Source organism: Actinomadura sp. NPDC049382, from assembly GCF_040677125.1.
GTDB classification, from domain to species: domain Bacteria; phylum Actinomycetota; class Actinomycetes; order Streptosporangiales; family Streptosporangiaceae; genus Spirillospora; species Spirillospora geliboluensis.
In genome coordinates, this window is sequence record NZ_JBFARO010000013.1 from 55,343 (window position 1) to 80,773 (window position 25,431).

Sequence of the window (25,431 nt, forward strand, 5' to 3'; positions counted from 1 at the left end):
GAGGCAATACGATCGAAGGATGCGGTTTGTCAAAGGCCACGGCACCGAGAACGACTTCGTGATCCTGCCCGACCCGGACGGCGTCCTCGACCTCGCCCCGGAGGCCGTCGCGCGGCTGTGCGACCGGCGCGCCGGGATCGGCGCCGACGGCGTGCTGCGCGTCGTCCGGACGAAGGCGGCGGAACTCGACGCCGACGCGGGCGCCGACGCGGAGTGGTTCATGGACTACCGCAACGCCGACGGCAGCATCGCCGAGATGTGCGGCAACGGGATCCGGGTCTTCGCCCGCTACCTCGTCGACGCCGGCCTGGCCGCGCCCGGCGAGTGGGACGTGGCGACCCGCGCGGGCCTGCGCCGGGTGACGCTCGGCGCGTCCGGCGACGTGAGCGTGGACATGGGCGCGCCGGAGCTCCTCGGCTACGGCGAGGCGTCCCTGGCGGGCGCGGCGTTCCAGGGCCGGCGGGTCTCGGTGGGAAACCCGCACCTGGCGTGCCGCGTGGACGGTCCGGTCGCCGCGCTCGACCTGTCGCGTGCCCCCGACTTCGACCCGGCCGTGTTCCCCGACGGGGTGAACGTCGAGTTCTTCCAGTCCGTCGGGGAGCGGCACGTGGAGATGCGGGTGTACGAGCGCGGCTCCGGCGAGACGCGCTCCTGCGGCACCGGGACGGTCGCGGTGGCCGCCGCGGCGGCCCAGGGGACCCCTGGCGCGTCCGAATGGACCGTGGACGTTCCCGGCGGCCGGGTGACCGTCACCCTCGACGGGCGGACCAGCCATCTGCGCGGCCCGGCGGTGCTCGTCGCCGAGGGTGAGACGCGTCCTGGGTGGATCTAGCGGAACCCTTGCCTCACCAGGGGTTGCGGCGGGTCCGGAGTCGTCCCGGCATGAACGGGACAGGTGTCCCTCTCCAACGGGACCCTGAGCCGCATAACTTCTTTCTTGCACACCCTCTGGTGAATGGCCCGTACGGACCGGGATGGGAGCCCCGGGGCCGTACGGAGCCTGAGGGCCGGTGGCGACCTTCTTGGCGGGGGGCGGTCACCGGCCCTCCCACCAGGGTGAGGCCGGAGAACCCCGGGTGAGCGCGCCCCGGGAGAGCGTCAGCGGCCGGCGTCAGGAATGGGCGCCGTTGACCGGCAGCCGGGCCCGGACGAGGGTTCCGCCGTTGGGGCCGGGGCCGACCGTGCAGGATCCGCCCAGTTCCGTAGCGCGTTCTCGCATCGACGACATGCCGACCCCGGAACGAAGCCGGTCGGGCAACCCCACACCGTCATCGCCGATGGTGACGTGCAGATCGCCGTTCAGGCACAGCGTGACCTCGGCGTAGCACGCGTTGGCGTGCCGGTGCACGTTGGTCAGCGCCTCCTGCACGATCCGGTAGGCGGCGACCTCGGCGGCGGCGGACAGTCCTTTGAGGTCGCCTTCCACACGCACGTCGACCGTCGGGCCGTCGCCGGTGGCGACGACGCCGCCGAGCGCCTGGATCGCGCCCTCCAGCCCGAGGTCGTCCAGCGCGGGCGGGCGCAGGCCGTACACCAGGTCGCGGATGTCGCCGATGGTGCGCCCCATGGTGGCGCGCAGCTCCTCCAGGAGCGTGTCCACCGCCTCCGGGTCGGTCTTCAGCGTGATGCGGGCCGCGTCCACCGTCATCGCGAGGCTGGCGAGCGTCGGCCCGAGGCCGTCGTGCAGGTCGCGGCGGAGCCGCCGCCGCTCCTCCTCCCGGGTGCGCAGGATGTGCTCGCGGGAGCGCTGGACGTCCGCGGCGAGCCGCGCCGCGTTCGCCAGCTCGGCGAGGTTGCGGGCGAGGATGCCCGACAGCCGCGCGTCGGGGGTGCGGGTGACGCCGAATAGCAGCCGGCCCACCGGCTCCCCGTGCCACACCAGCGGGACGAGCTGCGGGCGCGGGCCGAGCACACCGTCCTCGGCGGAGATCGTCCGGCCGTCGCGGTCCAGCACCTCGATCACCACGCCGGTCGCGTGCAGCGCGGAGCGGGCCACCTCGGCGGCCGCGGCGAGCGCGGCCCCGGGGTCGGCGGCGGTCTGCAGCCGCCGGTTGAGGGTGTCGGCGATCCGGTACGGGTCGCGCTCGCCGTGGATGACGCCGTCCACCATCCGCTGCAGGCGGCGCCGGACGGGCTCGAAGACAGCGCCCGCGACGATCGCGCCGGCCAGCCCAGCGAGGGTGCCCCGGCCGTGCGCGAGCAGGCTCGCCCCGCCGACCAGCGCGAAGTACACGCCGGTGATGACGACCACCAGCCCGGCGTACACCAGCGTCCTGCTGACCACGAGGTCGATGTCGTACAGCCGGTAGCGGGTGATGGCGATCGCGATGCAGATCGGCACGGCGACGATGGTGATGTTGCGCAAGGGATCCCCGATGGGACTGTTCTCGCCGATGTAGATGACCCCTTCGGCGAGGATGCCGGGGTAGACGACCCAGGCGATCTGCCGCCGGACGTCCGGCGGCGACCGGACGAACCGGACGAGCACCGAGAACAGGCCCGCGGCCAGGGTGCCGAGGATGACGGCGCTGATCGGCAGCGGGATGCCGTCGAAGGGGTAGACCGACACGCCGTTGTGCCAGCGGCGCACCCCGGGGTCGATGGTCAGGTGGACGCAGACGACGGCGGGCATGAGGCAGGCGAGCGCGAGCACCGGCCGGTACCGGCGCGACACGAGCCGCCCGTCCGGGAAGATCAGCGGCAGGACCAGCGTCAGCGCGTAGGTGTCGACCGCCCACAGCCACGTCCCGAGCCAGTCGAGGAACCCGGCCGCGGCCCAGTCGTGCCGGTCCGCCCACGGGGCGAGGTTCAGCGTCAGGACGTACAGGGCCGCGCTGAAGCCGGCGCCGACCATGAGCCAGGCGACCTTCAGCCCCGGCCGGTGCCGCAGCAGCACGGCGCCGACGGGCGTCCAGGCGAGCGCGACGAGGATCTCGGGGTGCCACCAGACCATCCGCTCGGCGGACGGGAGCCAGGCGCCGAGGGTCAGGGAGGTGACGACGAACGCGACCGCGGCCAGCGCGAGGAGGACGCCGAGGCGCCCCGCCGCGCGGCCGTGTGCTGCCGTCTCCATCATGCACTCCCCGCCCGAAAGTAATGGAATGTTAAAGCGTCCAGGTCGTGGAGACCCAGGCCGAGAGCCGCATCCGGCCGAATGATCTACCTAGGGGAACCAACAGGGGAGCCCTAACCTACGATGGCGCGCCCTGAGCAGGGAAGATCTGTCCCGGCTTGAGGTGGTCCGCCGAGTTGGGGCGGGAGCTGCCTCTCCGCTGCCCGTTCCGCCGTGCGCGCGAGACGCGCCGATGCCGCGACGCCCGGATGTGAGAAGTCGGAAAGTGCAGGTCAGGACGGTGTTTTGTCGTCCATCTGCGCGTTCTGTGTTCGATGTGTAGCATTCCGTGTTCGTTGGCGGGCGGTGCGGGAGGGGAGTCGGTGGCGGTGTTCGTGCTGCGGCGCGTGGTGAGCCGTGCGGTGCTGGTCGTGTTCGCCGGGAGCCTCGCCTATCTGCTCGCCGCCGCCGTCCTCGATCCGCGGGCCTCGTTCCAGGGGCGGACGCCGCGCCCGCCCGAGGCCGTCATCGATGCCCGGCTCAGCGCCTTGAACCTGAACGACCGGACTCCGCTGGCCGACCGCTACCGGACCTGGGCGCGGGGCGTCCTGCAAGGGGACTTCGGCCGGACGCAGGAGGGTGAGCCCGTCAACGCGGAGTTATGGCGGCGGCTTGGTGTCAGCCTCCGCCTGCTGGTTCCCGGCGGGGTCGTGGGTGGCGTGCTGGGGATTCTCGTTGGCGCGTACGCGGCGGCCACGCATGGACGGGTCATCGACAGGGTTGTTACGGGCGGGGCCTGTCTGCTCTTAGCCGTCCCCGTGTTCGTTCTGGCGGTGCTGTTACAGGCGGCTGCCGTGAGGGTGAACGACTTACTGGGCGTGCGGGTGTTCGTGTGGGTGGGGGAGGGGTCGCCTCGCAGCCTCGCTGATCAGGTGCGGCATCTGTTGCTTCCGATGACCACGATCGCGCTGGCCCAACTCGCTCTGTACAGCCGGTACCAGCGGGGGCTGATGCTGGACGTCCTGCGTGCCGATTTCGTGCGGACCGCGCGGGCCAAGGGGCTCTCGCAGCGGAGTGCCCTGCTGCGGCATGGGCTGCGCACTGCGTTCGTACCGATGACGACGTACTTCGCCTATGCGTCCGGGCTGCTCATTCTCGGGGGCGTGTTCACCGAGAAGGTCTTCGGGCGGCACGGCATGGGCGAGTGGCTCGTCGACTCGATCGCGCGCGGCGACGTCAACGTGGTCGCGGCGATCGACTGCGTCGCCGCCTGCGCCGTCGTCTTGGCCGGCCTCGTGTCGGACGTCTTGAACGCCGCCCTCGACCCGAGGGTTCGGTCCGGGGTCGCGGCATGACCCGGCGGGGTGTTGTCGGGATTGCGCTCCTGGTGTCGGTGTTCGTCCTGGCGTTCGCGGGGCCGATCGTGGCGCCGTGGCGCTGGGACGAGACCGACTTCGGGGCGTTCGGTCAGGGGCCCTCGGCGCGGCACTGGCTGGGGACGACGCAGAGCGGGCGGGACGCCTTGGCGCTCACGCTGCGCGGGGCGCGGAAGTCGCTGGTCATCGGGCTTCTGGCCGCGCTGCTCTCGACGGCGTTCGCCGCTGCCGTCGGCACCGTCGCCGGGTTCGCGGGCGGTCTGCTCGACCGGGCCCTGATGTGGGGTGTCGATCTCCTGCTGGTCCTGCCGTCCTTCCTCGTCGTCGCCGTTCTGGCGCCGGGCGGAGGATGGCCTTTGCTCGCGCCCTTGCTCGCTGCGTTCCTGTGGATGCTCACCGCCAGGGTGGTGCGGGCGATGACGCTGTCGGTGCGCGAGCGCGAGTACGTGCTCGCCGCCCGGTTCGCCGGGGTGGGCGCGCCGCGCGTGCTCGTCCGGCATGTCCTGCCGCAGGTCGCGTCGTTCCTGGTCGTGGACGCGAGCCTCACCGCCGGCGTCGCGATCGTCGCCGAGGGCGGGCTGTCCTTCCTCGGCTTCGGGGTCCGTCCGCCGGACGTCTCGCTGGGCACGATGATCGCGGAGGGGCGGGGCGCGGCGGCCACCTGGCCGTTCATGTCCGCCGCGGGGCTGCTCGTGCTGATCGTCCTCGCCGTGAACCTGGTCGGCGACGGGGTGCGGGACGTCCTCGATCCGCTGCGGGACGTGCGATGACGGTGCTGCGCGTCAGCGGTCTGACGGTTGATCTTCCGGTCAGTGGGCGCGCCGTGCGCGGGGTCGGATTCACGGTCGAAGCCGGGGAGGTCCTCGGGGTCGTGGGCGAGTCGGGGGCGGGCAAGACCATGCTCGCGCTAGCCCTGATGGGGCTCCTCCCGGACGGTGCCGAGGTCACGGGGTCCGTGCGGTTGCGTGGTGAGGAGCTGATCGGGCGATCTGATGCCGAACTGTGCCGGGTGCGCGGCGACGACCTGGCGATGGTGTTCCAGGATGCGGCGCTCACTCCCGTCCGCACCGTGGGCGATCAGATCGCCGAGGCGGTACGGGCCCATTCCAAGGTCACACGGGCGGCGGCGTGGGCTCGGGCCCTGGAACTGCTCGAACTGGTGGGAATCGCGGCAGGTCGGGCGCGCGCGTACCCGCACGAGTTCTCCGGCGGGATGCGGCAGCGGGTGATGATCGCCATGGCCGTCGCGAACCGTCCCGGCGTGATCCTGGCGGACGAGCCCACGGCTGGCCTGGACGTGACCGTCCAGGCGCAGGTCTTGGACGTCCTCCGCACCGCGAAGGACGCGACCGGCGCCGCACTCGTGCTGATCACGCATGACCTGCGGCTCGTCGAGGACTTCGCCGATCGCGTCATGGTGATGCGCGAGGGGCGGATCGTTGAGACCGGGCCGGTAGAGCGGATCTACCGGGAACCGCGTGCGGCGTACACGGCCGAGTTACTGCGGTCCATCCCGCGTGTGGAAGACAAGGGTGTGTCGCAGCCTCGGCCTGAGCGTCCTGTCGTACTGCAAGTGGACGGCCTTGTCCGGCACTACCCCGTCTTCAAGGGGACGCTGGTGCGGCGACGGGTCGGCAGTGTGCGCGCGGTCGACGGCGTCGGCTTCGACGTCCGGGAGGGCGAGACCCTCGCGCTCGTGGGGGAGTCCGGGTGCGGTAAGACCACGACCTTGCTGGAGATCCTGCGGCTGGCAGGGCCGCAGGACGGCCGTGTGGTCGTCTTCGGCCAGGACACGGCGTCGCTGAGCGCGGCTAGGCGGAAAGCCCTGCGGCGGGATGTCCAGGTCGTGTTCCAGGACCCGGCAGCGTCGCTCAACCCTCGGATGCGCGTGGCCGACATCATCGCCGAGCCGCTGATCACGCATGGATTCCCGTCATCGCGGATCGGAAGCCGAGTGGGGGAGCTGCTGGAGCTGGTGGGCTTGGAGGCCGACACCGTACGGCGCTATCCCCACACACTCTCTGGCGGGCAGAAGCAGCGTGTGAGCATCGCGCGGGCTCTGGCTCTGGAACCGCGTCTGCTGCTCTTGGACGAACCTGTGTCGGCCTTGGACGCGCCTGTGCAGGCAAGCGTCATGGCTCTGCTGGAAAGCCTCCGCGACCGTCTTGGCCTGGCATATCTGCTCGTCGCCCATGACCTGGCCGTCGTCCACCGCATCGCCGACCGGGTCGCGGTCATGTACATGGGCCGCATTGTCGAACTGGGGCCGACCCAGGACGTGTACGAGGCACCGGCTCACCCCTACACGCGCGCACTGCTGCGACGCGTCCCTCTGCAAGGAGACTCACCAGACCCGATGTCACCACCAACTGGATGCCGTTTCCGATCCCGATGCCCCCGCTACGTCACGGTCGCCGAACAGGACGCTCGCTTGTGCGATGAACAGGATCCGGAGCCCTTGAAAGACCCAGACCGGCTGGTCGCCTGCCACCACCCCCTCATCGGAGCTGAGGTCGAGCAGTGAAACGGATACTCGGCGCGATTCTTCTGGGCATCGTGCTCACGACCGGATGCGGCGACATCGGCGAGCAGAACGATTCATCCGGGCGGCTGCCGGGCGCTGACGTCAACCCCGTCCCGCGCGACCGAATCGTGAACGGCGGCACGCTCCGCTGGCCGCTGCCGGAGTTTCCGTCACAGTGGAATTTCCATCATCTCAACGGCACCAAGGGCGCGGTGGACCATGTCATTCAGGGCGTCCTGCCGTATCTGATGCGCTCTGACGAGAAATCCGTCCCCCATCCCGTCCCGGAGTATCTGGAGTCGGCCACGCTGAAGCGCACCAAGCGGGGCCAGACCGTCACCTACCGGCTCAACCCTCGGGCCAGATGGTCTGACGGCCGCCCCATCGGATTCGCCGATTTCGTCGCGCAGGCCCGTGCGCTTTCCGGACGCGACCGGCGTTACGAGGTCTCCACCGACAGCGGATACCGCCTGATCAAACACATCGAACAAGGCCCCCGCGAAAACGACGTGAAGGTGACGTTCACCCAGACGTACGCCGACTGGCGCAGCCTGTTCAGCCCGCTCTACCCGGCCGCCGCCTACTCCAGCCCACGCGTGTTCAACACCGGCTGGATGAACGCACTGCCCGTGACCGCAGGCCCGTTCAAAGTCCAGCGAATCGACCGCACCGACAAGACCGTCACTTTGGCCCGCGACCCGTCCTGGTGGGGGGCGCCCGCGAAACTCGACCGCATCGTCTACCGCGCCATGGACACCAGTGCGATGCCCGGGGCGTTCGCCAACCATGAGATCGACCTGATGGACATCGGGCTGGACGCGAGCGCGATGCGGCGCGTCCAAGGCGTCCCAGGTACCGACATACGCCGCGCGGGCGGACCCGACTGGCGGCACTTCACGTTCAACGCCGCTTCGCCCGTCCTGTCCGATGTGCGCGTACGGCGTGCGGTCATGCTGGGCATCGACCGGGAGGTCATCGCACGGTCCGACCTGTCCGGCTTGGGGGTGCCGGTCCAGACCCTCGGCAATCACTTCTACGTCAACACCCAGAACGGTTACCAGGACAACTCGGCCGTCCTCGGCGGATACGATCCCGCGCAAGCCGGACGGCTCCTGGACGAGGCGGGCTGGCGACAGCACGGCAAGTACCGTGCCAAGGCCGGACGCACGCTTGCGCTGCGCTTCGTGGTGCCTTCGGGCGTCCCCATCAGCGCACGCGAAGCGGAACTGGCGCGCGCGCTGCTCGAACGTATCGGTGTCCGGGTGGACATCCGGCCCGTTCCCGCTGACGATGCCCTCGACGCCCACGTGACCAAGGGCGACTTCGACATCGTCCCGTTCTCGTGGCTGGGCACCTCGTTCCCGGTGTCACCGATGCGGGCGGTGTTCGCCCGGCCGCACGCCGGCCGCGTCCAGCAGAACTACTCCCGCACCGGGACCGCCGCCATAGACGCGGCGATGGACCGGGCGATCGCGGAGACCGACCCGGCGAAAGTCCACGACCTCGTGAACGGAACCGACCGGCTCATCTGGCGCCAGGCGTCGGTGTTGCCGCTGTATCAGCGTCCACAACTCGTCGCAGCGCGCGCGGACCTGGCCAACATGGGGGCGTGCGGCTTCCTAGAGCCCGACTACCAGGACATCGGGTTCACCGGTCGCTGAGCCACAAGGCCGGACGGTTACGGGAAGGCGAGCTGGATGCCCTTGCGGTCGCTGGTGTAGCGCGCGTTCCACACGTAGAGCCGCAGGTCGTCGGCGGAGATGCCGTCGGCGACCGGGAGTTCGGAGGCGATCCGCACGACGTAGGAGGCGCCGCCCGGCATCATCATGCTGCCGCTGTCGTCGACCGGCGGCTTCGACCCGTCGATCCGGGCGGTGATCTTGCTGTGGTTCGGCAGCGTGCACATGTCGTCGGGGATGCCGGCCTGTGGCATGCACCGCTCCTGCGCCGCCTTCGGGACCTGCGCCTTCGGCATGAACAGGTCGGCGGGGTAGTCGAGCAGGACGGGCCGCCGCTGCGTGTTGGTCAGGATGTAGTCGGCGTAGGCGTACGTCGTCCCCGACGGCGGCGCCGCGGTGGCGCCGAGGGGCTGCCGGTCGGTCCCGGCCCGGACCGCGGCGAGGCTGTAGCCGTAGCCCTCGGGGGTCGTGAAGTTCACCGGCGGGCCCGCCTTCGGCGCGGGCACGGCCGAGCCCTGCTGCGTGCCGTCGCCCTGGCTCGCCAGGGTCGGCTGGGCGGTCTCCTGGGCGGTGTCGCCGCCGGGCCGCAGGAACACGATCCCGGCGGCGATCGCGGCGATGCCGACGGCGCCGGTGACGGCCCCGGCGAGGCCGAGCCGGCCCGCGGCGGTCTTCTTCCGGCGGCGGTGCGAGCGGTAGGGCTGGTAGCTGTTGGACATGGTGGTGCGTGCTCCCTCGGGCCTTCTCCAGGCTCAGTAAGCGCGTCCTTCCGAGCTGTCGTCGGCAACGGCGGCAACGGCGGCAGGCCACGATACCGGACGCCCGGAACGGCGGTGTCCCAGGCCGGCGGGTTACGAAGTGCGCGCGACGAGGGCGTCGCGGCCGAGCCCTCGCAGGGAGGCGTCCAGCACCTGCGCGGTGTGCGCGACCGCGATGCCGGCGCCGCGCCGACGCAGCGCGGTGGCGATCTGCATCGAGCAGCCGGGGTTGGCGGCGACCAGTAGTTCGGCTCCGGTGGCGTCCACGTTCACCGCCTTGCGGTCGCCGAGTTCGCCGGCGGCCTCCGGCTGGAACAGGTTATAGGTTCCGGCGGAACCGCAGCAGATGTCCGGTTCGGCGATCTCCCGGACGGTCAGCTCGGGGATCGCGGCCAGCAGCGCGCGGGGCTGGCTCCGCACGCCCTGGGCATGGGCGAGGTGGCAGGCGTCGTGGTAGGCGACGGTGACCGGAAGTGGCCGCCGCTCCGCGCGGGGCCCGAGTTCCGCGAGGTACTCGGCGAGGTCCCTGGTCTTGTCCGACAGCGCCGCGGCGCGCGCGGCCCAGGCCGGCTCGTCGGCGAGCAGCGTCCGGTACTCCTTCATCGCCGACCCGCAGCCCGCCGAGTTCACCACGATGACGTCGACGGACTCGAACGTCTCGATCGTCCGGCGGGCGAAGGCGCGGGCCTCCCCGGCCCGGCCGGAGTGCAGCGACAGCGCCCCGCAGCAGCCCTGGCCGCGGGGGATGACGACGTCGCAGCCTTCGAGGGCCAGCACGCGGGCCGTGGCCGCGTTGACGCCGGGGAAGAACTCGCTCTGCACGCAGCCGGTCAGCATCCCGACCGTGGCGCGGCGCTCGCCGCGCGCCGCGACCCGTTCGGGCAGCCGCGGCGCCTTCCCGAGCGGCGGCGCGAGCCGCTCCATCGCCGCGATGGACGGCGACAGGCGCTCCAGGACGCCGCTGCGCCGGACCAGGCGCTCCAGACCCGACTTCTGGTACGCGCGCAGAGGCCCGCGCAGAGCACGGAGCCTCCGCTTGTACGGGAACAGCTGGAAGACCATCTCCCTGATGGCCCGCTCCTTCAGCGAACGCGGGTGCTCGTCCTCCACCTGGGTGCGGGTGATCTCGATGAGACGGTCGTACTGGACGCCGGACGGGCATGACGTCACGCAGGCCATGCACCCGAGGCAGCGGTCGAAATTCTCGGCCATCGGCTCGTTGAGCGGCGCGCCCTCAAGGTGCTGCTGCATGAGATGGATACGGCCCCTGGGGGAGTCCATCTCCTCGCCCCACAGCACGTAGGTCGGGCATGTGGGGAGGCAGAAACCGCAGTGGACGCAGTCGTTCAGGAGATCAGGGAGATCGTCCTGGGCGCTCATCAGATTCCTCCCACGAAACGGCCCGGGCACAGCCTGTGGTCCGGGTCGAACTGGTCTTTCACGCGCCGCATCAGGGCGAGCGCCGGAACCGGCCCCCACAGGTCGATCTCGCCGCGCACCTCTTGCGGCGCGTAACGGACGACGGCGTGGCCCCGGTGCCGGGACAGGACGTCCCTCAGCCGCCCTAGTACGTCGGCCACATCATCTGGTGACATCTCCGGGGCCAGACCGACGTGGCCGTTCCCGCTGCCGCTCCATGTGACCGCGGTGTCCGGCCCGAGCAGGGTGAGGACTTCGCGGAGCGCGGGCGGCGGTGCGCTGATGTCGATGAGGGTGGTGCCGTCCGGGTAGCGTCCCCAGCCGTCCGGTGCGGACTCGGAGATCTCGGAGCTCTCCCCCAGAAGCTGCTGCGTCTGCCCAGCGCGCGCGGCGACGCCCTCAGGCACGCCTTCCAGGAGCACCGAGACCGTACCGGGACCGATGTACTCGACCGCACTCGGCGCAACAGGGGAGTGGAGGACGCTCTGGACGGCGTCATGTGCGTCCTCCGGCCCGTTCACGGCGCACGTGACGTACGCGGACGCGGCGGGGATCGGATGGAGCCGGAACGTGGCCTCCACGATCAGCCCGAGGGTGCCGTAAGAGCCGGAGAAGAGCCGGCCCAGGTCGTACCCCGCGACGTTCTTGACGACCTTGCCGCCCGACCGCGCGACCTGGCCGTCCGCCCGGACGACCGTCAGCCCGATGACCAGGCTCCGGGGCGTCCCGTAGAGGGTGCGGAGCGGCCCCGCGGCGCCGCTGGCGACCGTCCCGCCGACCGTGGAGCCGGGCAGGGGGACGTCCAGGGCGAGCCGCTGGCCGTGCTCGGCGAGGCTCTCGTTGAGCCGCTCCATGGGGAGCCCCGCCTCGGCCTTGGCGACGAGGTCGCCGGCCGTGTGCTCGACGAGCCTGCCCAGCCGGTGGGTGTCGACCAGCAGATCGCAGCGCCGCGGCGGCGTCCCCCAGTCCAGCCGGGTCTCGGCACCGCGCGGGACGACCGCGAGCCCCTTCTCGGCGGCGACGCGCATGACGTCGGCGGCCTCGGCCAGGTCCTTCGGGGCGGCGACGAGCGCGGGCTCGACGCCAAGCACGCCCTCGGCGGGCTCGCCGGGGCGCACGTCGGCGCAGACCTTCGCCAGGGCGTCCAGGGGCCGCATCAGAAGATGTCCGCCTTTCCCTCGTACGGGTGGGGGCCCTTGCGCTTGCCGGGCACCTCACCGCAGAGCCGGGGCGTCGGGAAGACCTTGCCCGGGTTGCACAGCCCCGCCGGGTCGAACCCGCAGCGGACCATCTGCATCGTGTCCAGGTCGGCGTCGGTGAACATGCGCGGCATGTACCGGGCCTTGTCGACGCCCACGCCGTGCTCGCCGGTGATGGAGCCGCCGTGCTGGATGCACAGGTCGAGGATCGCCCCCGACACCTCCTCGGCGCGCGCCTCGGCGCCCGGCTCGGAGTCGTCGAACAGCACCAGCGGATGCAGGTTGCCGTCGCCCGCGTGGAACACGTTCGCGACCCGCACGCCCGACCGCGCCGACAGCTCGTCGATGCTCGCCAGGACGTCCGGCAGCACCGTCCGCGGGATCACCCCGTCCTGGACGAGGTAGGCCGGGCTGATCCGGCCGACCGCCGCGAACGCGGACTTGCGGCCCTTCCAGATCAGCGCCCGCTCCGCGTCGTCGGCGGCGATCCGGATCTCGAACGCGCCCGCGTCCCGGCACAGCCGCTCCACCTCGGCGAACTGGGCCGCGACCTCGGAGTCCGGGCCGTCCAGCTCCACGATCAGCACGGACCCGGCGCCCGCCGGGTACTCGCAGCGCACCGCCGCCTCCGCCGCCTCGATGGCGAGCGCGTCCATCATCTCGATCGCCGCCGGCACCACGCCCGCGCCGATGATCGACGACACCGCGGTGCCGCCCGCCTCGATCGAGTCGAACGCCGCCAGCAGCGTCTGCACGGTCTCCGGCACCCGCGTCAGCCGCACCGTGATCTTGGTGGTGATGCCGAGCGTGCCCTCCGCCCCGACGAACACCCCGAGCAGGTCGTAGCCGGGGGCGTCCGCCGCGAGCTCCACCAGCTCGCCGTCCGGCGTGACGATCTCGCACGCCAGCACGTGGTGCGCGGTGAACCCGTACTTCAGGCAGTGCGCGCCGCCGGAGTTCTCCGCCACGTTCCCGCCGACCGAGCAGATCTGCTGGCTGGACGGGTCGGGCGCGAAGTAGTACCCGTACGGGCGGACGGCCCGCGTGACGTCCAGGTTGATCACGCCGGGCTCCACCACGGCGCGCTGCCCCGGGATGTCGATCTCCAGGACGCGGCGCATCCGGGACGTCACGATCAGCACGCCGTCGGTGCGGGGGAGGGCCCCGCCGGACAGGCCCGTCCCGGACCCGCGCGCCACGTAGGGCACGCCCGCCGCCGCGCACTCCCGCACGATCGCCGCGATCTGCTCGGCCGTGTCGGGCAGCACGACGACCCCGGGCGTCGCCCGGTGGTTGGTGAGGCCGTCGCACTCGTACGTGCGCAGCCGCACCGGGTCGGTGATCACCCGATCCGCTCCGAGCAGCGCCTCCAGCCGGGACCCGAGCGCCGTGAGCATGGACTCCACTCTTACCACCATCCTCCGCCCCCGACACCCCCGCAAGATCCGGAGCCGGACGGCCCGCGGCCGCCCGGCTCTCCGCACGCGCCGCCCGCGGTTACGGGAAGCGCTGGTAGGCCGGCGTGGTCAGGAACTCGGAGTACTCGTCCGCCAGGGTGACCTCCTTGAACAGGGCCACCGCCTGGTTGTAGCGGGGCTCGTTGTACGCCTGCCCCAGCTCCGTGCGGATCTTGTCGAGCTCCTCGTCCAGGAGCTGCTCGACCCACTCCTTGGTGATCTTCCGGCCCTCGGCGGTGGAGACGCCGTTGTAGATCCACTGCCACACCTGGGAGCGGGAGATCTCGGCGGTGGCCGCGTCCTCCATCAGGTTGTGGATGGCGACGGCGCCGGCGCCGTCCAGCCAGGTGGCGAGGTAGCGCAGCGCCACGTCGATGTTGTTGCGCAGGCCGGCCTCGGTGATCTCGCCGGGAGTGTCCTTGACGTTGAGCAGGTCGGCGGCGGTGACGCCGACGTCCTCGCGGAGCCGGTCCCGCTGGTTCGGCTTGTCGCCGAGGACGCCGTCGAACACCTCGCGGCAGACGGGGACGAGGTCGGGGTGCGCGACCCAGGAGCCGTCGAAGCCGTCGCCGGACTCGCGGGCCTTGTCGGCGCGGACCTTCTCCAGCGCGACCTTGTTGACCGCCTCGTCCCGGCGGGACGGGATGAACGCCGCCATGCCGCCGATCGCGTGCGCGCCGCGCTTGTGGCACGTCCGGACGAGCAGCTCGGTGTAGGCGCGCATGAACGGCGCCGTCATCGTGATCGCGTTGCGCTCGGGGAGGATGAACTCCGTGCCCCGGTCCCGGAACTTCTTGATCACCGAGAACAGGTAGTCCCAGCGGCCGGCGTTCAGGCCCGCGGAGTGGTCGCGCAGCTCGTAGAGGATCTCCTCCATCTCGAACGCGGCCGGGATCGTCTCGATCAGGACGGTCGCGCGGATGGTGCCGCGCGGGACGTCCAGGTGGTCCTGCGCGAGGTTGAAGGCGTCGTTCCAGAGCCGCGCCTCGAGGTGGCTCTCCATCTTGGGCAGGTAGTAGTACGGCCCCTTGCCCTTGGCCAGCTGGCGCCGCGCCGAGTGGAAGAAGTAGAGGCCGAAGTCGAACAGCGACCCGGACATGGGCTCGCCGTCGACGAGGAGGTGCTTCTCCTCCATGTGCCACCCGCGCGGCCGGACGACGATGGTCGCGAGCTCCTCGTCGGCCTTGAGCGCGTAGCTCTTGCCGGACTTGGCGTCGGTGAAGTCGATGGTGCGGTCGAGGGCGTCCCGCAGGTTGAGCTGGCCCTCGATCATGTTGTCCCACAGCGGCGTGTTGGCGTCCTCGAAGTCGGCCAGCCACACCTTCGCGCCGGAGTTGAGCGCGTTGATCGTCATCTTCCGGTCGGTGGGGCCGGTGATCTCGACACGGCGGTCCACCAGGCCGGGCGCGGGCTCGGCGACGCGCCAGGAGTCGTCGTCGCGGACGTTCGCGGTCTCGGGGAGGAAGTCGAGCGTCCCGCCCGCCGACAGCTTGCGCTGCCGCTCCGCGCGGGCCTCGAGCAGCTCCTTGCGGCGGGCGCCGAGGGCGCGCTGCAGGGCGGCGAGAAGGCCGAGCGCCTCGGGGGTCAGGATCTCCTCGTAGCGGTCGCCGAGAGGTCCGGTGACCTCGACGCCTTCCAGTGCGGCCATCTGCCTCGCCCTTTCGTATAGCGAAATTTGACTTCTGTTATGTGGAGAACCGTACTCGGCGGTGCGAGGTGCGGTCAAAGCGGGTATCCCTTGCGAGACCTCCCCGCGCGCGCTTGCGTCAACCCACGGGGAAACTGGGGATAAGCAGGTGACCTCCGGGACGGCGCGTGAGACGATCGCCGGGAAGATACGGCCGCGAGGCGGCGTTCTACCGAGGACATATGACTGAACCTTTCTCTGCAGACCAGACCCAGACCCAGATCCAGGACGACGTCGAGTACGAGCCCCTGACGGGCGAACTCGACCTGGAGGACCGCCGCGCACTGCGCCGCGTCGCGGGGCTGTCCACCGAGCTGACCGACGTCACCGAGGTCGAGTACCGCGCCCTGCGGCTGGAGCGGGTCGTCCTCGTGGGCGTCTGGACGGACGGCACGGCCGCCGAGGCCGAGAACTCGCTGCGCGAACTGGCGCTGCTCGCCGAGACGGCGGGCTCCGAGGTGCTCGAAGGGCTCGTGCAGCGCCGGTCCCGCCCCGACGCGGCCACCTACATCGGCTCCGGCAAGGCCGCGGAGCTGCGCGACATCGTGATCTCCACCGGCGCCGACACCGTCATCTGCGACGGCGAGCTGGCCCCGAGCCAGCTGCGGCACCTGGAGGAGACCGTCCAGGTCAAGGTCATCGACCGGACCGCGCTGATCCTGGACATCTTCGCCCAGCACGCCAAGAGCCGCGAGGGCAAGGCGCAGGTCGAGCTCGCGCAGCTCAACTACCTGCTGCCGCGGCTGCGCGGCTGGGGCGGCAACCTGTCCCGGCAGGTCGGCGGGCGCGCCGCGGGCGGCATCGGCATCGGCGGCCGCGGCCCCGGTGAGACCAAGATCGAGCTGGACCGGCGGCGGATCCGCACCCGGATGGCCAAGCTGCGCCGGCAGATCGCCGAGATGGGCAAGGCGCGCGACACCAAGCGCGGCGAGCGGCGCCGCCACCAGGTGCCCGCCGTCGCCATCGCCGGCTACACCAACGCCGGCAAGTCGTCGCTGCTCAACCGGCTCACCGGCGCCGGGGTGCTGGTGGAGGACGCGCTGTTCGCCACCCTCGACCCGACCGTCCGGCGGGCCGAGACGCCCGGCGGCCGCGCCTACACCCTCGCCGACACCGTCGGGTTCGTCCGGCACCTGCCGCACCAGTTGGTGGAGGCGTTCCGGTCGACGCTGGAGGAGGTCACCGACGCCGGGCTGATCCTGCACGTCGTGGACGGCTCCGACGCCGACCCCGAGGCGCAGATCGACGCCGTCCGCGAGGTGCTGCGGGAGATCGGCGCCGACGCGATCCCCGAGATCATCGTGATCAACAAGGCGGACGCGGCCGACGACCTCGCCGTCGCCCGGCTGCGGCGCCGCGAGCCGCACAGCGTCGTCGTGTCCGCCCGCACCGGGTTCGGCATCGAGGAGCTGCGCGCGGCCATCGAGGCCGACCTCCCGGGCCTGGAGAGCGAGCTCCACGTCCTCGTGCCGTACGAGCGCGGCGACCTCGTCGCGCAGGTGCACGAGCGCGGTGAGGTGCTCAAGCTGGAGCACATCGCCGAAGGCACCGTCCTGCACGCCAGGGTGCCCGCCGGTCTCGCCGGGGAGCTCTCCCGGTACGAGACCGTGGCCCCGACGGCCTGACCCCCGACCCACCGGGCCCAGCACGGGCCCGGTGGGTTTCGGCTGCTCAGAGACCGGCTTAGGGCTCGTCCGGAACCAGCGGAAGCACCGTTCGCGTCGCCGTACGGTGACAGCTTGTCCAATCCGCTTGACGGTTCGGTTGAAATCCGTACGGTCTTTAGCACTAGGGGCGGGGTGATGGCTGTCGATGCGCTACGACGAAAGGTTGTCGGACGGGCCTTCGGTGCACTACCGTGACGAAACCGATATCTCCGGTCTCGTTGCCAGCGGTGGTCGCCCGGCCACCCGACCCTCCATTGGTGAGTCGCCGGCACCCTGCCGGTGTTTCGGATCGAGAGCAGGTGGCCATGGCAGGTCCGAACACTGGAACGAGGGCGAGCGGCCCGCTCCAGCGCCAACCCGCGCGGCTGCGCGCACGGCTCGATCCAGGTCGGTGACGCCATGACCGTACGGCTGTTGACGAACATCGGCAGGCTCTGGACGGGCACCGACGTCTGCAGCAACGCCGCGGTCCTCATCCACGACGACCGCATCGTCTGGGCCGGGCCCGCCTCCGACCTCCCGCAGAGCGTCCCCGGCATCATCGACGACATCGTCGACGTCGACCACGTCGAGAACCTCGGCGGCGGCCTCGTCACCCCCGGCCTCATCGACGCGCACTCCCACCCCGTCTACGCGGGCAACCGGTGGGCCGAGCTCGCCATGCGCACCAGCGGGTCGTCGCACTCCGCCATCACCGCGGCGGGCGGCGGCGTCAACTCCACCGTCACCGTCACCCGGGGCACCGACCCCTGGACGCTCTGCAACGGCGTCCGCGAACGGCTCCGCCAGTGGATCCTCGCCGGCACCACCACCGTCGAGGCCAAGACCGGCTACCACCTCACCCGCGACGGCGAACTCGCCGACATCCGGATGCTGCGGTCGCTGGAGGGCGAGCCGTCCATGCCGCGCATCCACGCGACGTTCCTCGCCGCGCACATCCTGCCGCCCGAGTTCTTCGGCCGCCGCCGCGACTACATCGAGGCCGTCCGGCTGTGGGCCGGCGACGCCGCCGTGGCCGGCGCCGACTCGATCGACGTCTACTGCGACGAGGGCCACTTCACCGCCGAGGAGGCCCGCGCCCTGCTGCTCACCGGCAAGCGCGCCGGGCTGAAGGCCCGCATGCACGCCTGCGCCAACGAGCGCGTCGGCGCCGCGCAGGTCGCCGCCGAGGTCGGCTGCGCGTCCGCCGACCTGCTCACCCAGGCCAACGACGACGACATCAAGGCCCTCGCCCACGCCGGCGTCACCGCCACCGTCTGCCCCGGCAGCTCCCTCAACAGCAGCCGCGCGCCCGCGCCCGTCCGGCAGATGCTCGACCGCGGCGTCACCGTCGCCCTCGGCACCGACCACAACCCCGGCCAGTGCGGCATCACCTCGATGCCGCTCGTCATCGGCCTGTCGGTCGCCATGTTCGGGCTGAGCGTGACCGAGGCCCTGCGCGCCGCCACCCTCGGCGGAGCCGCCGCCCTGCGCGTCGGCGACCGCGGCTCCCTCGCGCCCGGCATGCTCGCCGACATCGTCCTGTGGGACGCCGACCACGAGGGCGCGTTCGCGTGGGCGTTCGGCCTGCGCGCCCTGCGCATCTGGCGCGGCGGCGTCCCCGTCCAGCCCTGACGCGCCGCCCGTTCAGTGCCACCACCCAGCGCGGTCGCGGTCGTCACCGACTCCACCGCCTACCTCCCGCCCGGCCTCGCCGAACGGCACGGGCTGATCGTCGTCCCGCTCCAGATCGCCGTCGGCGGCACCACCCGCGACGAGGGCGACATGAGCACCGCCGAAGCCGCGCGGGCGCTGAAGGAATGGCATCCCGTCACCACGTCGCGCCCGGCCCCGGAACGCTTCGCCCGCGCCTACGAGACCGCCGCCTCCTCCGGAGCCCGCCACATCGTCTCCGTGCACCTGTCGTCCGCCCTCTCCGGAACGGTGGAGGCCGCCCGCCTCGCGGCCCGCGACGCCCCCGTGCCCGTGACCGTCATCGACAGCGGCACCATCGGCCTCGGCCTCGGCTTCGCCGCCCTCTCCGCGGCGTCCGAGGCCCTGTCGGGCGGCACCGCCGAATCCGCCGCGTCCGCCGCCGTCCGGCGGGCCGGACTCACCCGCTCCCTCATCTACGTCGACACCCTCGAACACCTGCGGCGCGGCGGCCGCATCGGCGCCGCCGCCAACCTCCTCGGCTCCGCGCTCATGGTGAAGCCCCTCCTGGACATCGCCGATGGACGCATAGCGCCGCTTGAGAAAGTCCGCACCTCCTCGCGCGCGCTTGCCCGGCTCGAAGAACTCGCCGTCGCCGAGGCCGGTGACCGCAGGGTCGACCTGGGCATCCAGCACCTCGCCGCCTCAACCCGTGCGGAAGCCCTGGCGGCCCGCCTCCGCGAACGCATCCCGCACGTCGAGGACGTCTACGTCGGCGAAGTGGGCCCGGTCATCGGCGCCCACGTCGGCCCCGGCATGCTGGGCGTGGTCGTGGCGCCCCAACTCTGACGCCGGTCGCCGAGAGTTATCCACAATCACCGAACCGGCCGCGGCCGTCGCCCGGCCGTCCTTAGCGTCGGCTGCCATGAGCCCCGACGCGCACGCCCGCCTGCACGCCCTCATGGGCAAGGTGAAACCGCCCGACACACCGCCGCCCCGCGCGACCCCCGAACGCTCCCACGTCCGGACGCTCGTCATCATCGGCGTGATCGCGGCCCTGGTCGCGGCCGGCTACCTGTGGCTGGCACGCCCGCGCCCCGAAGAACCCGCCGCCCCGGTAGCGGCCGCCACACTCACGCGCCCCACCGTCTCGGCCAGCCCGGCGGCGGCCTCTTCGGTGGTCGTCCACGTCCTCGGCAAGGTCAAACGCCCCGGCGTGATCACGCTGCCGTCCGGTTCCCGCGTCGCCGAGGCCATCAAGGCCGCCGGCGGCGTCCGCCCCGGCGCCAATACCGGCACGCTTAACCTCGCCCGCAAACTCGTGGACGGCGAACAGATCCCGGTAGGCGTCCCCCGCCCACCGCAGCCGGCCGCGTCCCCGGCAGCGTCCGGCGCGCCGCTCGACCTGAACACCGCCACCGCCGACCAGCTCGACGACCTCCCCGGCGTCGGCCCCGTCCTCGCCCAGCGCATCGTCGCCTACCGCACCGAACACGGCGGCTTCCGCTCCGTCGAGCAACTCCAGGAGGTCAGCGGCATAGGCGCCCGCCGCTTCGCCGACCTGAAACCCATGGTCCGCGCATGATCCGCGACATCAGACTCCTGGCCCCCGCCCTGGCCACCTGGCTGACAGCCGCCACGACCCTCTCCCTCCCCCCACCCGTGACCTACACCCTGGCCGCCACAGCGGCCCTGACATCCCTCTACCTATTGACCCGCGGCCCCCAAGCCGCTCCGAACCACCCCGAAACAAGCACCCGCAGAACACCCAACGCCGCGGCACAAGGGGGCGGGGCGGTCGGAGGGCGCCCTGAGGCTGCGGCGAACGGTCCCTTGAGGTCGGTGGGTGGGTGGCGGGTCATTGTCGGAGTCGTGTTGGCGTGTGCGGCGGCGTCGGCGTGCGGGGTGGCGCTTCGGACGACCGCCGTCACCACCGGCCCTGTGCACGACCTTGCCCGTGCGGGACGGTTCGCGGTGGCCGAGGCGGTGGTCACCGCCGACCCGCAGGCCAAGCCGGGCCACGGCCGGCAGATGATCATCATCCGGGCGCGGGCCGAGGCCGTGGCGCGCACAAAGGTCCGTGTCCCGGTGCTGCTCATCGCGGGTGACTCCGGCTGGCTGCGCCTCGTCCCCAGCCAACGGGTGCGGCTGCGCGGCCGATTCGCGCCGCCCGACCGGACGGGGCTTCTGGCGGCGGTCGTGATCGTCCGGGGGCCGCCGTCCGTCCTCGGGCCGCCGTCCGCCCCGCAGCGCGCCGCCGAGCACGTGCGGGCCCGCCTGCGGGCCGCGGTCGACCGGCTGCCGCCCGACCAGCGCGGCGTGCTGCCCGGCATGGTCGTCGGCGACACCTCCCGCCTCGACCCCGCACTGGCCGAGGAGTTCCGCACCGCCGGGCTCACCCACCTCCTGGTGGTCTCCGGCGCGAACCTGGCGATCGTCACCGGGGCGGTCCTCGGGCTGTGCCGCCTCGCCGGCCTCGGCCGCCGCCGGGCCCCGCCCGTGGCCGTCCTCGCGGTGCTGGCGTTCGTGGTCGTCGCGCGGCCGGAGCCGAGCGTCCTGCGGGCGGCGCTCATGGGGGTGATCGGCCTGCTGGCGCTGCTCACCGGCCGGGAGCGCCACGGGCTCCCCGCGCTGGCGGCGGCCGTCCTCCTCCTCGTCCTGATCGACCCCGAACTCGCGCGCTCGTACGGCTTCGCGCTGTCGGTCCTCGCGACGGCCGGGCTGCTGGTCCTGGCGCCGTCCTGGCGGGAGCGGCTCGCCCGCCGACTGCCCGGCCCCGTCGCCGACGCCCTCGCGGTCACGGCCGCCGCCGAGGTCGCGGTGGCGCCGGTCCTGGTCATGCTCTCCGGCGAGGTGGGCGTCGTCTCCGTCGCCGCGAACCTGCTCGCGGCCCCCGCCGTCGCCCCCGCCACCCTCCTCGGCGCGCTCGCGGCCGTGACCGCGCCCGCCTCGGTGCCCCTCGCCCAGTTGATCGTGTGGCCCGCGGGCCTGGCCGTCGGCTGGATCATCTGGGTCGCCCGCACCGCCGCAGCGCTCCCGTACGCGACCATCCCCTGGACCGGGGGTGGGCTCGGCGCCCTGGCCTTGCTGGCGGCGGCCGCGGTGGCGATCCTGGTCTTGCGCAGCCGCCGACTGCGCCTGCTCGCCGCGGCGATGCTGATCGGCGTCCTGATCGCGGTCGTCGCCATGCGCGTCCTGGCCCCCGGCTGGCCGCCGCCCGGCTGGCAGATGGTCGCCTGCGATGTAGGCCAAGGGGACGCCTTGGTTCTCTCCGCCGGTCCGAGCCAGGCCGTCATCGTGGACACCGGCCCCGAGCCCGCCCCCGTCGACCGCTGCCTGCGGCGTCTCGGCATCAAGGACGTCCCGCTCGTGATCCTGACCCACCCGCACGCCGACCACATCGACGGCATGCCAGGCGTCCGGCACGGGCGCAGGGTCCACGAGGTGCTGACGACACCCCTCAGCCCAGGCCGCGAAGCGCGCTACACGACCGGCCTCACCACCCGTCATGCCGAACCAGGACAGCAATGGCGCGTGGGCGACCTGACACTCTCGGTCCTGGCCCCGTTCAGCGCCGCCCACACACTCTCCCCGAAGGACGACGGCACCGTGATCAACAACGCCAGCGTCGTCCTCGTCGCCCGAAGACCTGGCTTCAGCGCCCTCTTGTCCGGCGACATCGAAGCGGACGCGCAACGCGTCCTGGCGACCAGCGTCCCCCGCGTCCAGGTCCTGAAGGTGCCGCACCACGGCTCCCGAAGCCAGGACCCCGGCTTCCTGGCCGCCGCCCACGCGTCCATCGCCCTGATCTCGGTCGGCGAGCACAACGACTACGGCCACCCGTCCGCAGCGACCCTCGGCCTCCTCCACCGCCTCCACACCCAGATTCACCGCACCGACCAGGAAGGAGACATAGCCATAGTCCGCACCAACACGACCGTCACCGCCGTCCCCCGCAACTGACCGGAGCCCGGCCCAAAGCTCATGGCCAAGCCGCCGCGCTGAAGGGCCAGCCCTGCCGGTGAGGGGTGGCCCAACCGACGCCACCGTCACAGCCGTCCCTCGCAACTGACCGGGCCCGCCCAAAGCTCATGGCCAAGCCGCCGCGCTGAAGGGCCAGCTCTGCCGGGAGGGGGGCCCACGCTGGCGGTCTTGATATCAGGGCGAGCGGTCGGGCGCCGTATGCCATACGGGGGTGTTGCGGTGGCGTTGGGGTGCACACCAGGGGCGGGAGGTTGGGGGGGTGGGTTGGGCGGCGCGGGAGGGGGTGGGGGCGTGGCATGCTGGCGGGGTGTCGGTTGAGCCCATTGTTCTGATCGTCGGAGACGAAGAGCTGCTCGTGGAGCGGGCGATCGGGGATGTCGTCGCGTCCGTGCGCGCGGACGATCCGGATATGGAGGTCATCGATCTCGCGCCGGGCGGGCTGGAGCCCGGGCGGATCTCGGAGCTGACGTCGCCGTCGCTGTTCGGGGGTGGGAAGGTCCTGGTGATCCGGTCCGCGCAGGACCTGGGCAAGGACCTCACGGCCGAGGTGCTGAAGTACGCCAAGAACCCGGCGGACGAGGTCGTGCTCGTGGCCGTCCACCCCGGCGGGGCCAAGGGCAAGGCGCTGGTGGACGGGCTCACCAAGCTCAAGGCGCGCAAGGTGTCGTGTCCGAAGGTCGCCAAGGTCGGGGAGCGGGTCGACTTCGTCAGGGCGGAGATCCGCCGGGCGGGCGGGAAGATCTCGGCGGACGGCGCGCGAGGGCTGATCGACGCGGTGGGGAACGATCTGCGCGAGCTGGCAGCGGCGTGCAGCCAGCTGGTGGCCGACACCGGGGGGAAGATCGACGACGCGGCCGTCGCCCGCTACTACCGGGGGCGCGCCGAGGTCAGTGGGTTCACGGTGGCGGACAAGGCCATCGAGGGGCAGCTCGCCGAGGCGCTGGAGCAGCTCCGGTGGGCGCTCGCCACCGGGGTGGCGCCGGTGCTGATCGTCAGCGCGCTCGCACAGGGGGTGCGGGGCCTCGCGAAGGTCGGCGGGGCGCCGCGCGGAGCGCGGGGCGCGGCTCTCGCCAAGGAGCTGGGCATGCCGCCGTGGAAGATCGACCGGGTGCAGCGGCAGCTGCGCGGCTGGTCCGGGGACGGCGTCGCGCGGGCACTCGCGGCGGTGGCCGCCGCGGACGAACAGGTCAAGGGCGGTGCGGCCGATCCCGCGTACGCCCTTGAGAAGACCGTCGCCCAGATCGTCGCCGCCCGCGGCTGACCCCAAGCACGCAGCCCGCCTCACGAGGCGTGCGCGGCCTTGCTCGTGGTCGGTCTGTCGCTGCTCCTGAGGTGCGGTGCCCGGCTGATGAGAGGCGCGTCTCCCACGTGTGGTGGGTCTGTGGCTGTTCGCGAGGTGCGGCGCCCGGCTGACGGGGCGTGCACGTCCCGCCCCGTGGTCGGCATACGGCTGTGCTTCTGCGTGCGGTGGTCGGTTGGCGAGGCGTGCGGCGGTGCCGTCGCCGTCCGTGAGGAGGGTGCCTGCGTTTTCTCGTTGTTGGACTCGTTCGCAGGTGCTGCACGGGTTTGGTGGTGGTGTCCGGGAATCCCTGCGCCTCTTGTAGGGCGTGGCTCTCGTTGGGGGATTGATCGGGCATCTTCCCCGTGGTGGGCGGTCTTATGGGGTTTCGGCCTTTGCCTTTAGGCCGTTGGCTTCCATTGTTACGTAGCGGCGGGTCAGGCGGCCTGTTAGGAGGGCGAAGAGGGGGGCCAGGGGGCCCTTTTGGTCGAGGGTGAGGCGGACGGTGACGCCGTCCGGGGTCGGGGTGATGTCGTGGACGGCGGTGGTGGTGACGCCGGGGGAGCGGGACTCCCAGGTGAAGGTCTCGTTCTCGGTGAGGGCGGTGACGGTCCAGACGGCGGCGGGGATCTTCGGCTGGTGGACGCGGGCCCGGCTGGACAGGGCGAAGGGCTTGTCGAGGAGCTCGACGCGGTCGATCGACGCGGTCATCTCGGGCCAGCGCTCGACGTCCTTCAGGAGGTTCCAGACGGTCTCGGGGGTGGCGGCGATGTCGACGGAGATCTCGAAATGCACGGCGTGCTCCTCACGGCGGTGCGGACGGTGGCCAGCAGGTCGGTGACCAAGGGGTCGTCGGCGCGGTCCGGCAGGTGCAGAGCGTAGTAGGGGACCGCGGGCAGGTCGATGATCTCGCGGGAGGCGAGGCCGGGCGGCGGGGGGACGCAGCCGTTCACCACGGCCAGGCCGATGCGCAGCGACACGAAGTGCAGCATGAGCGGCCAGCCCTCGGCCTCGACGGCGAGCGTCCAGGGGACCTCGGCGGCGCGCAGCGCGCGTTCGAGGGTGATCCGGTGCGGGCCGGCCGGGGGCGGGACGATGAGGTCGGTGCCCGCGAGGTCGGCGAGGGCGAGGCGTTCCCGTGCGGCGAGCGGGTGGTCGTCCGGCATGACCAGGGTCTGGGGGTAGGAGGCCAGCAGTTCGGTCCGCACGTCGGACGGGAGGACGTCCAGGACGGCGACGCCCACGTCGGCGCGGCCGGTGCGGACGGCGGTGAGGGTGCGGGCGCGGTCGCCGTTGATCAGCTGGACGCCGGGGCGGACGGCGTCGCCGAGCAGGTACAGGTAGGCGCCCTCGCCGGCGGCCAGGGTCGGGAGGCGGGTCGCGGCGGTGCCGTGGACGGTGTCCAGGAACGCCGACACGCGGGCGTCGAGGTCGCGGGCGAAGCGGGCGACCTGCTCGCCGGCGGGGGTCAGGGCGAGGCGGCGGCCGCGCCGGGTGTAGAGGGGGCGGTCGAGGCTCTCGGACAGTTTCCGCACCTTGACGTGGAGTGCGGGCTGGGAGATGTGGAGTTCGTCGGCGGCGCGGGTGAAGTTGAGGTGGTCGGCGAAGACCGCGAAGGAGGCGAGCGCGTCCGTGGAGAGGCGGCTCAGATCCATAGCTGTGAACTATAGCCGGATGGTTCGTTAATAGTTCTGCTTTAGGGGTGAAAGTCCGAGAGT

Annotated in this window: 19 protein-coding genes; 11 read left to right on the plus strand and 8 right to left on the minus strand. The window is 72.0% G+C overall.

Translation table 11 applies throughout. From position 1 onward, the window contains the following. The first annotated feature begins 19 nt into the window (after positions 1-19). The gene (gene dapF, locus AB0K34_RS11535) at positions 20-832 is read left to right on the plus strand and encodes a diaminopimelate epimerase (RefSeq protein ID WP_301174356.1); all 813 of its coding nucleotides are present in this window, start codon (positions 20-22) and stop codon (positions 830-832) included. Between the two features lie 279 nt (positions 833-1,111). Here dapF and AB0K34_RS11540 read toward each other — a convergent pair whose 3' ends face one another. Continuing rightward, positions 1,112-3,073 (minus strand): sensor histidine kinase, encoded by a 1,962-nt coding sequence (locus tag AB0K34_RS11540; RefSeq protein WP_301174355.1) that lies wholly within the window; start codon positions 3,071-3,073, stop codon positions 1,112-1,114. A 362-nt stretch (positions 3,074-3,435) separates the two neighbouring features. Between AB0K34_RS11540 and AB0K34_RS11545 the strand changes: the two genes are divergently transcribed. Genes AB0K34_RS11545 through AB0K34_RS11560 form a run of 4 tightly spaced genes read left to right on the plus strand, consistent with a single transcriptional unit; the run spans position 3,436 to position 8,613 of the window. Then, positions 3,436-4,407, plus strand: coding sequence for an ABC transporter permease (locus AB0K34_RS11545; protein WP_301174354.1), 972 nt, complete (start codon positions 3,436-3,438; stop codon positions 4,405-4,407). 32 nt (positions 4,408-4,439) lie between these two features. Further along, positions 4,440-5,198 carry an ABC transporter permease gene (locus tag AB0K34_RS11550; protein WP_364547651.1) on the plus strand — a complete coding sequence of 253 codons (759 nt, stop codon included), beginning with the start codon at positions 4,440-4,442 and terminating at the stop codon, positions 5,196-5,198. Next, entirely contained in the window at positions 5,195-6,952 is a 1,758-nt protein-coding gene (locus tag AB0K34_RS11555) for an ABC transporter ATP-binding protein (RefSeq protein WP_301174352.1), read from the plus strand. Before AB0K34_RS11550 ends, AB0K34_RS11555 begins: the two co-directional genes overlap by 4 nt. Continuing rightward, complete coding sequence (locus AB0K34_RS11560) at positions 6,949-8,613, plus strand: ABC transporter family substrate-binding protein (RefSeq protein ID WP_301174351.1); 1,665 nt, start codon at positions 6,949-6,951, stop codon at positions 8,611-8,613. The genes AB0K34_RS11555 and AB0K34_RS11560 overlap by 4 nt, the downstream gene beginning before the upstream one ends. A gap of 17 nt (positions 8,614-8,630) precedes the next feature. Here the strand turns inward: AB0K34_RS11560 and AB0K34_RS11565 are convergent, their stop codons facing one another. The 5 genes from AB0K34_RS11565 to aceB form a co-directional block, all read right to left on the minus strand. Then, a complete protein-coding gene (locus AB0K34_RS11565; protein ID WP_301174350.1) occupies positions 8,631-9,350 on the minus strand; it encodes a hypothetical protein in 720 nt (239 codons plus the stop codon). A 132-nt stretch (positions 9,351-9,482) separates the two neighbouring features. Then, entirely contained in the window at positions 9,483-10,769 is a 1,287-nt protein-coding gene (locus tag AB0K34_RS11570; RefSeq protein WP_301174349.1) for a heterodisulfide reductase-related iron-sulfur binding cluster, read from the minus strand. Beyond that, positions 10,769-11,965 carry an FAD-binding oxidoreductase gene (locus tag AB0K34_RS11575; RefSeq protein WP_301174348.1) on the minus strand — a complete coding sequence of 399 codons (1,197 nt, stop codon included), beginning with the start codon at positions 11,963-11,965 and terminating at the stop codon, positions 10,769-10,771. The genes AB0K34_RS11570 and AB0K34_RS11575 overlap by 1 nt, the downstream gene beginning before the upstream one ends. Continuing rightward, entirely contained in the window at positions 11,965-13,404 is a 1,440-nt protein-coding gene (locus AB0K34_RS11580; protein ID WP_301174375.1) for an FAD-linked oxidase C-terminal domain-containing protein, read from the minus strand. The genes AB0K34_RS11575 and AB0K34_RS11580 overlap by 1 nt, the downstream gene beginning before the upstream one ends. A gap of 100 nt (positions 13,405-13,504) precedes the next feature. Then, on the minus strand, positions 13,505-15,112 hold the full coding sequence (aceB, locus tag AB0K34_RS11585) for a malate synthase A (RefSeq protein WP_301174347.1): 1,608 nt from the start codon (positions 15,110-15,112) through the stop codon (positions 13,505-13,507). A gap of 221 nt (positions 15,113-15,333) precedes the next feature. Between aceB and hflX the strand changes: the two genes are divergently transcribed. The 6 genes from hflX (at position 15,334) to holA (ending at position 23,695) form a co-directional block, all read left to right on the plus strand. Then, positions 15,334-16,776 (plus strand): GTPase HflX, encoded by a 1,443-nt coding sequence (gene hflX, locus AB0K34_RS11590; protein ID WP_301174346.1) that lies wholly within the window; start codon positions 15,334-15,336, stop codon positions 16,774-16,776. Between the two features lie 441 nt (positions 16,777-17,217). Then, positions 17,218-18,432: an imidazolonepropionase gene (gene hutI / locus AB0K34_RS11595; RefSeq protein WP_138639187.1), complete on the plus strand. Its 1,215-nt coding sequence runs from the start codon at positions 17,218-17,220 to the stop codon at positions 18,430-18,432. 15 nt (positions 18,433-18,447) lie between these two features. After that, on the plus strand, positions 18,448-19,299 hold the full coding sequence (locus tag AB0K34_RS11600; protein WP_301174345.1) for a DegV family protein: 852 nt from the start codon (positions 18,448-18,450) through the stop codon (positions 19,297-19,299). Between the two features lie 76 nt (positions 19,300-19,375). Next, positions 19,376-20,035 carry a ComEA family DNA-binding protein gene (locus AB0K34_RS11605; RefSeq protein ID WP_301174344.1) on the plus strand — a complete coding sequence of 220 codons (660 nt, stop codon included), beginning with the start codon at positions 19,376-19,378 and terminating at the stop codon, positions 20,033-20,035. Positions 20,036-20,391: 356 nt separating this feature from the next. Then, positions 20,392-22,413 carry a DNA internalization-related competence protein ComEC/Rec2 gene (locus tag AB0K34_RS11610; RefSeq protein ID WP_301174343.1) on the plus strand — a complete coding sequence of 674 codons (2,022 nt, stop codon included), beginning with the start codon at positions 20,392-20,394 and terminating at the stop codon, positions 22,411-22,413. Positions 22,414-22,741: 328 nt separating this feature from the next. After that, entirely contained in the window at positions 22,742-23,695 is a 954-nt protein-coding gene (gene holA, locus AB0K34_RS11615) for a DNA polymerase III subunit delta (protein WP_301174342.1), read from the plus strand. A gap of 396 nt (positions 23,696-24,091) precedes the next feature. Here holA and AB0K34_RS11620 read toward each other — a convergent pair whose 3' ends face one another. Both AB0K34_RS11620 and AB0K34_RS11625 read right to left on the minus strand, forming a co-directional pair. After that, positions 24,092-24,508: an SRPBCC family protein gene (locus AB0K34_RS11620; RefSeq protein ID WP_301174341.1), complete on the minus strand. Its 417-nt coding sequence runs from the start codon at positions 24,506-24,508 to the stop codon at positions 24,092-24,094. Further along, the gene (locus tag AB0K34_RS11625) at positions 24,448-25,368 is read right to left on the minus strand and encodes a LysR family transcriptional regulator (protein ID WP_301174340.1); all 921 of its coding nucleotides are present in this window, start codon (positions 25,366-25,368) and stop codon (positions 24,448-24,450) included. Before AB0K34_RS11625 ends, AB0K34_RS11620 begins: the two co-directional genes overlap by 61 nt. Positions 25,369-25,431: the final 63 nt, after the last annotated feature.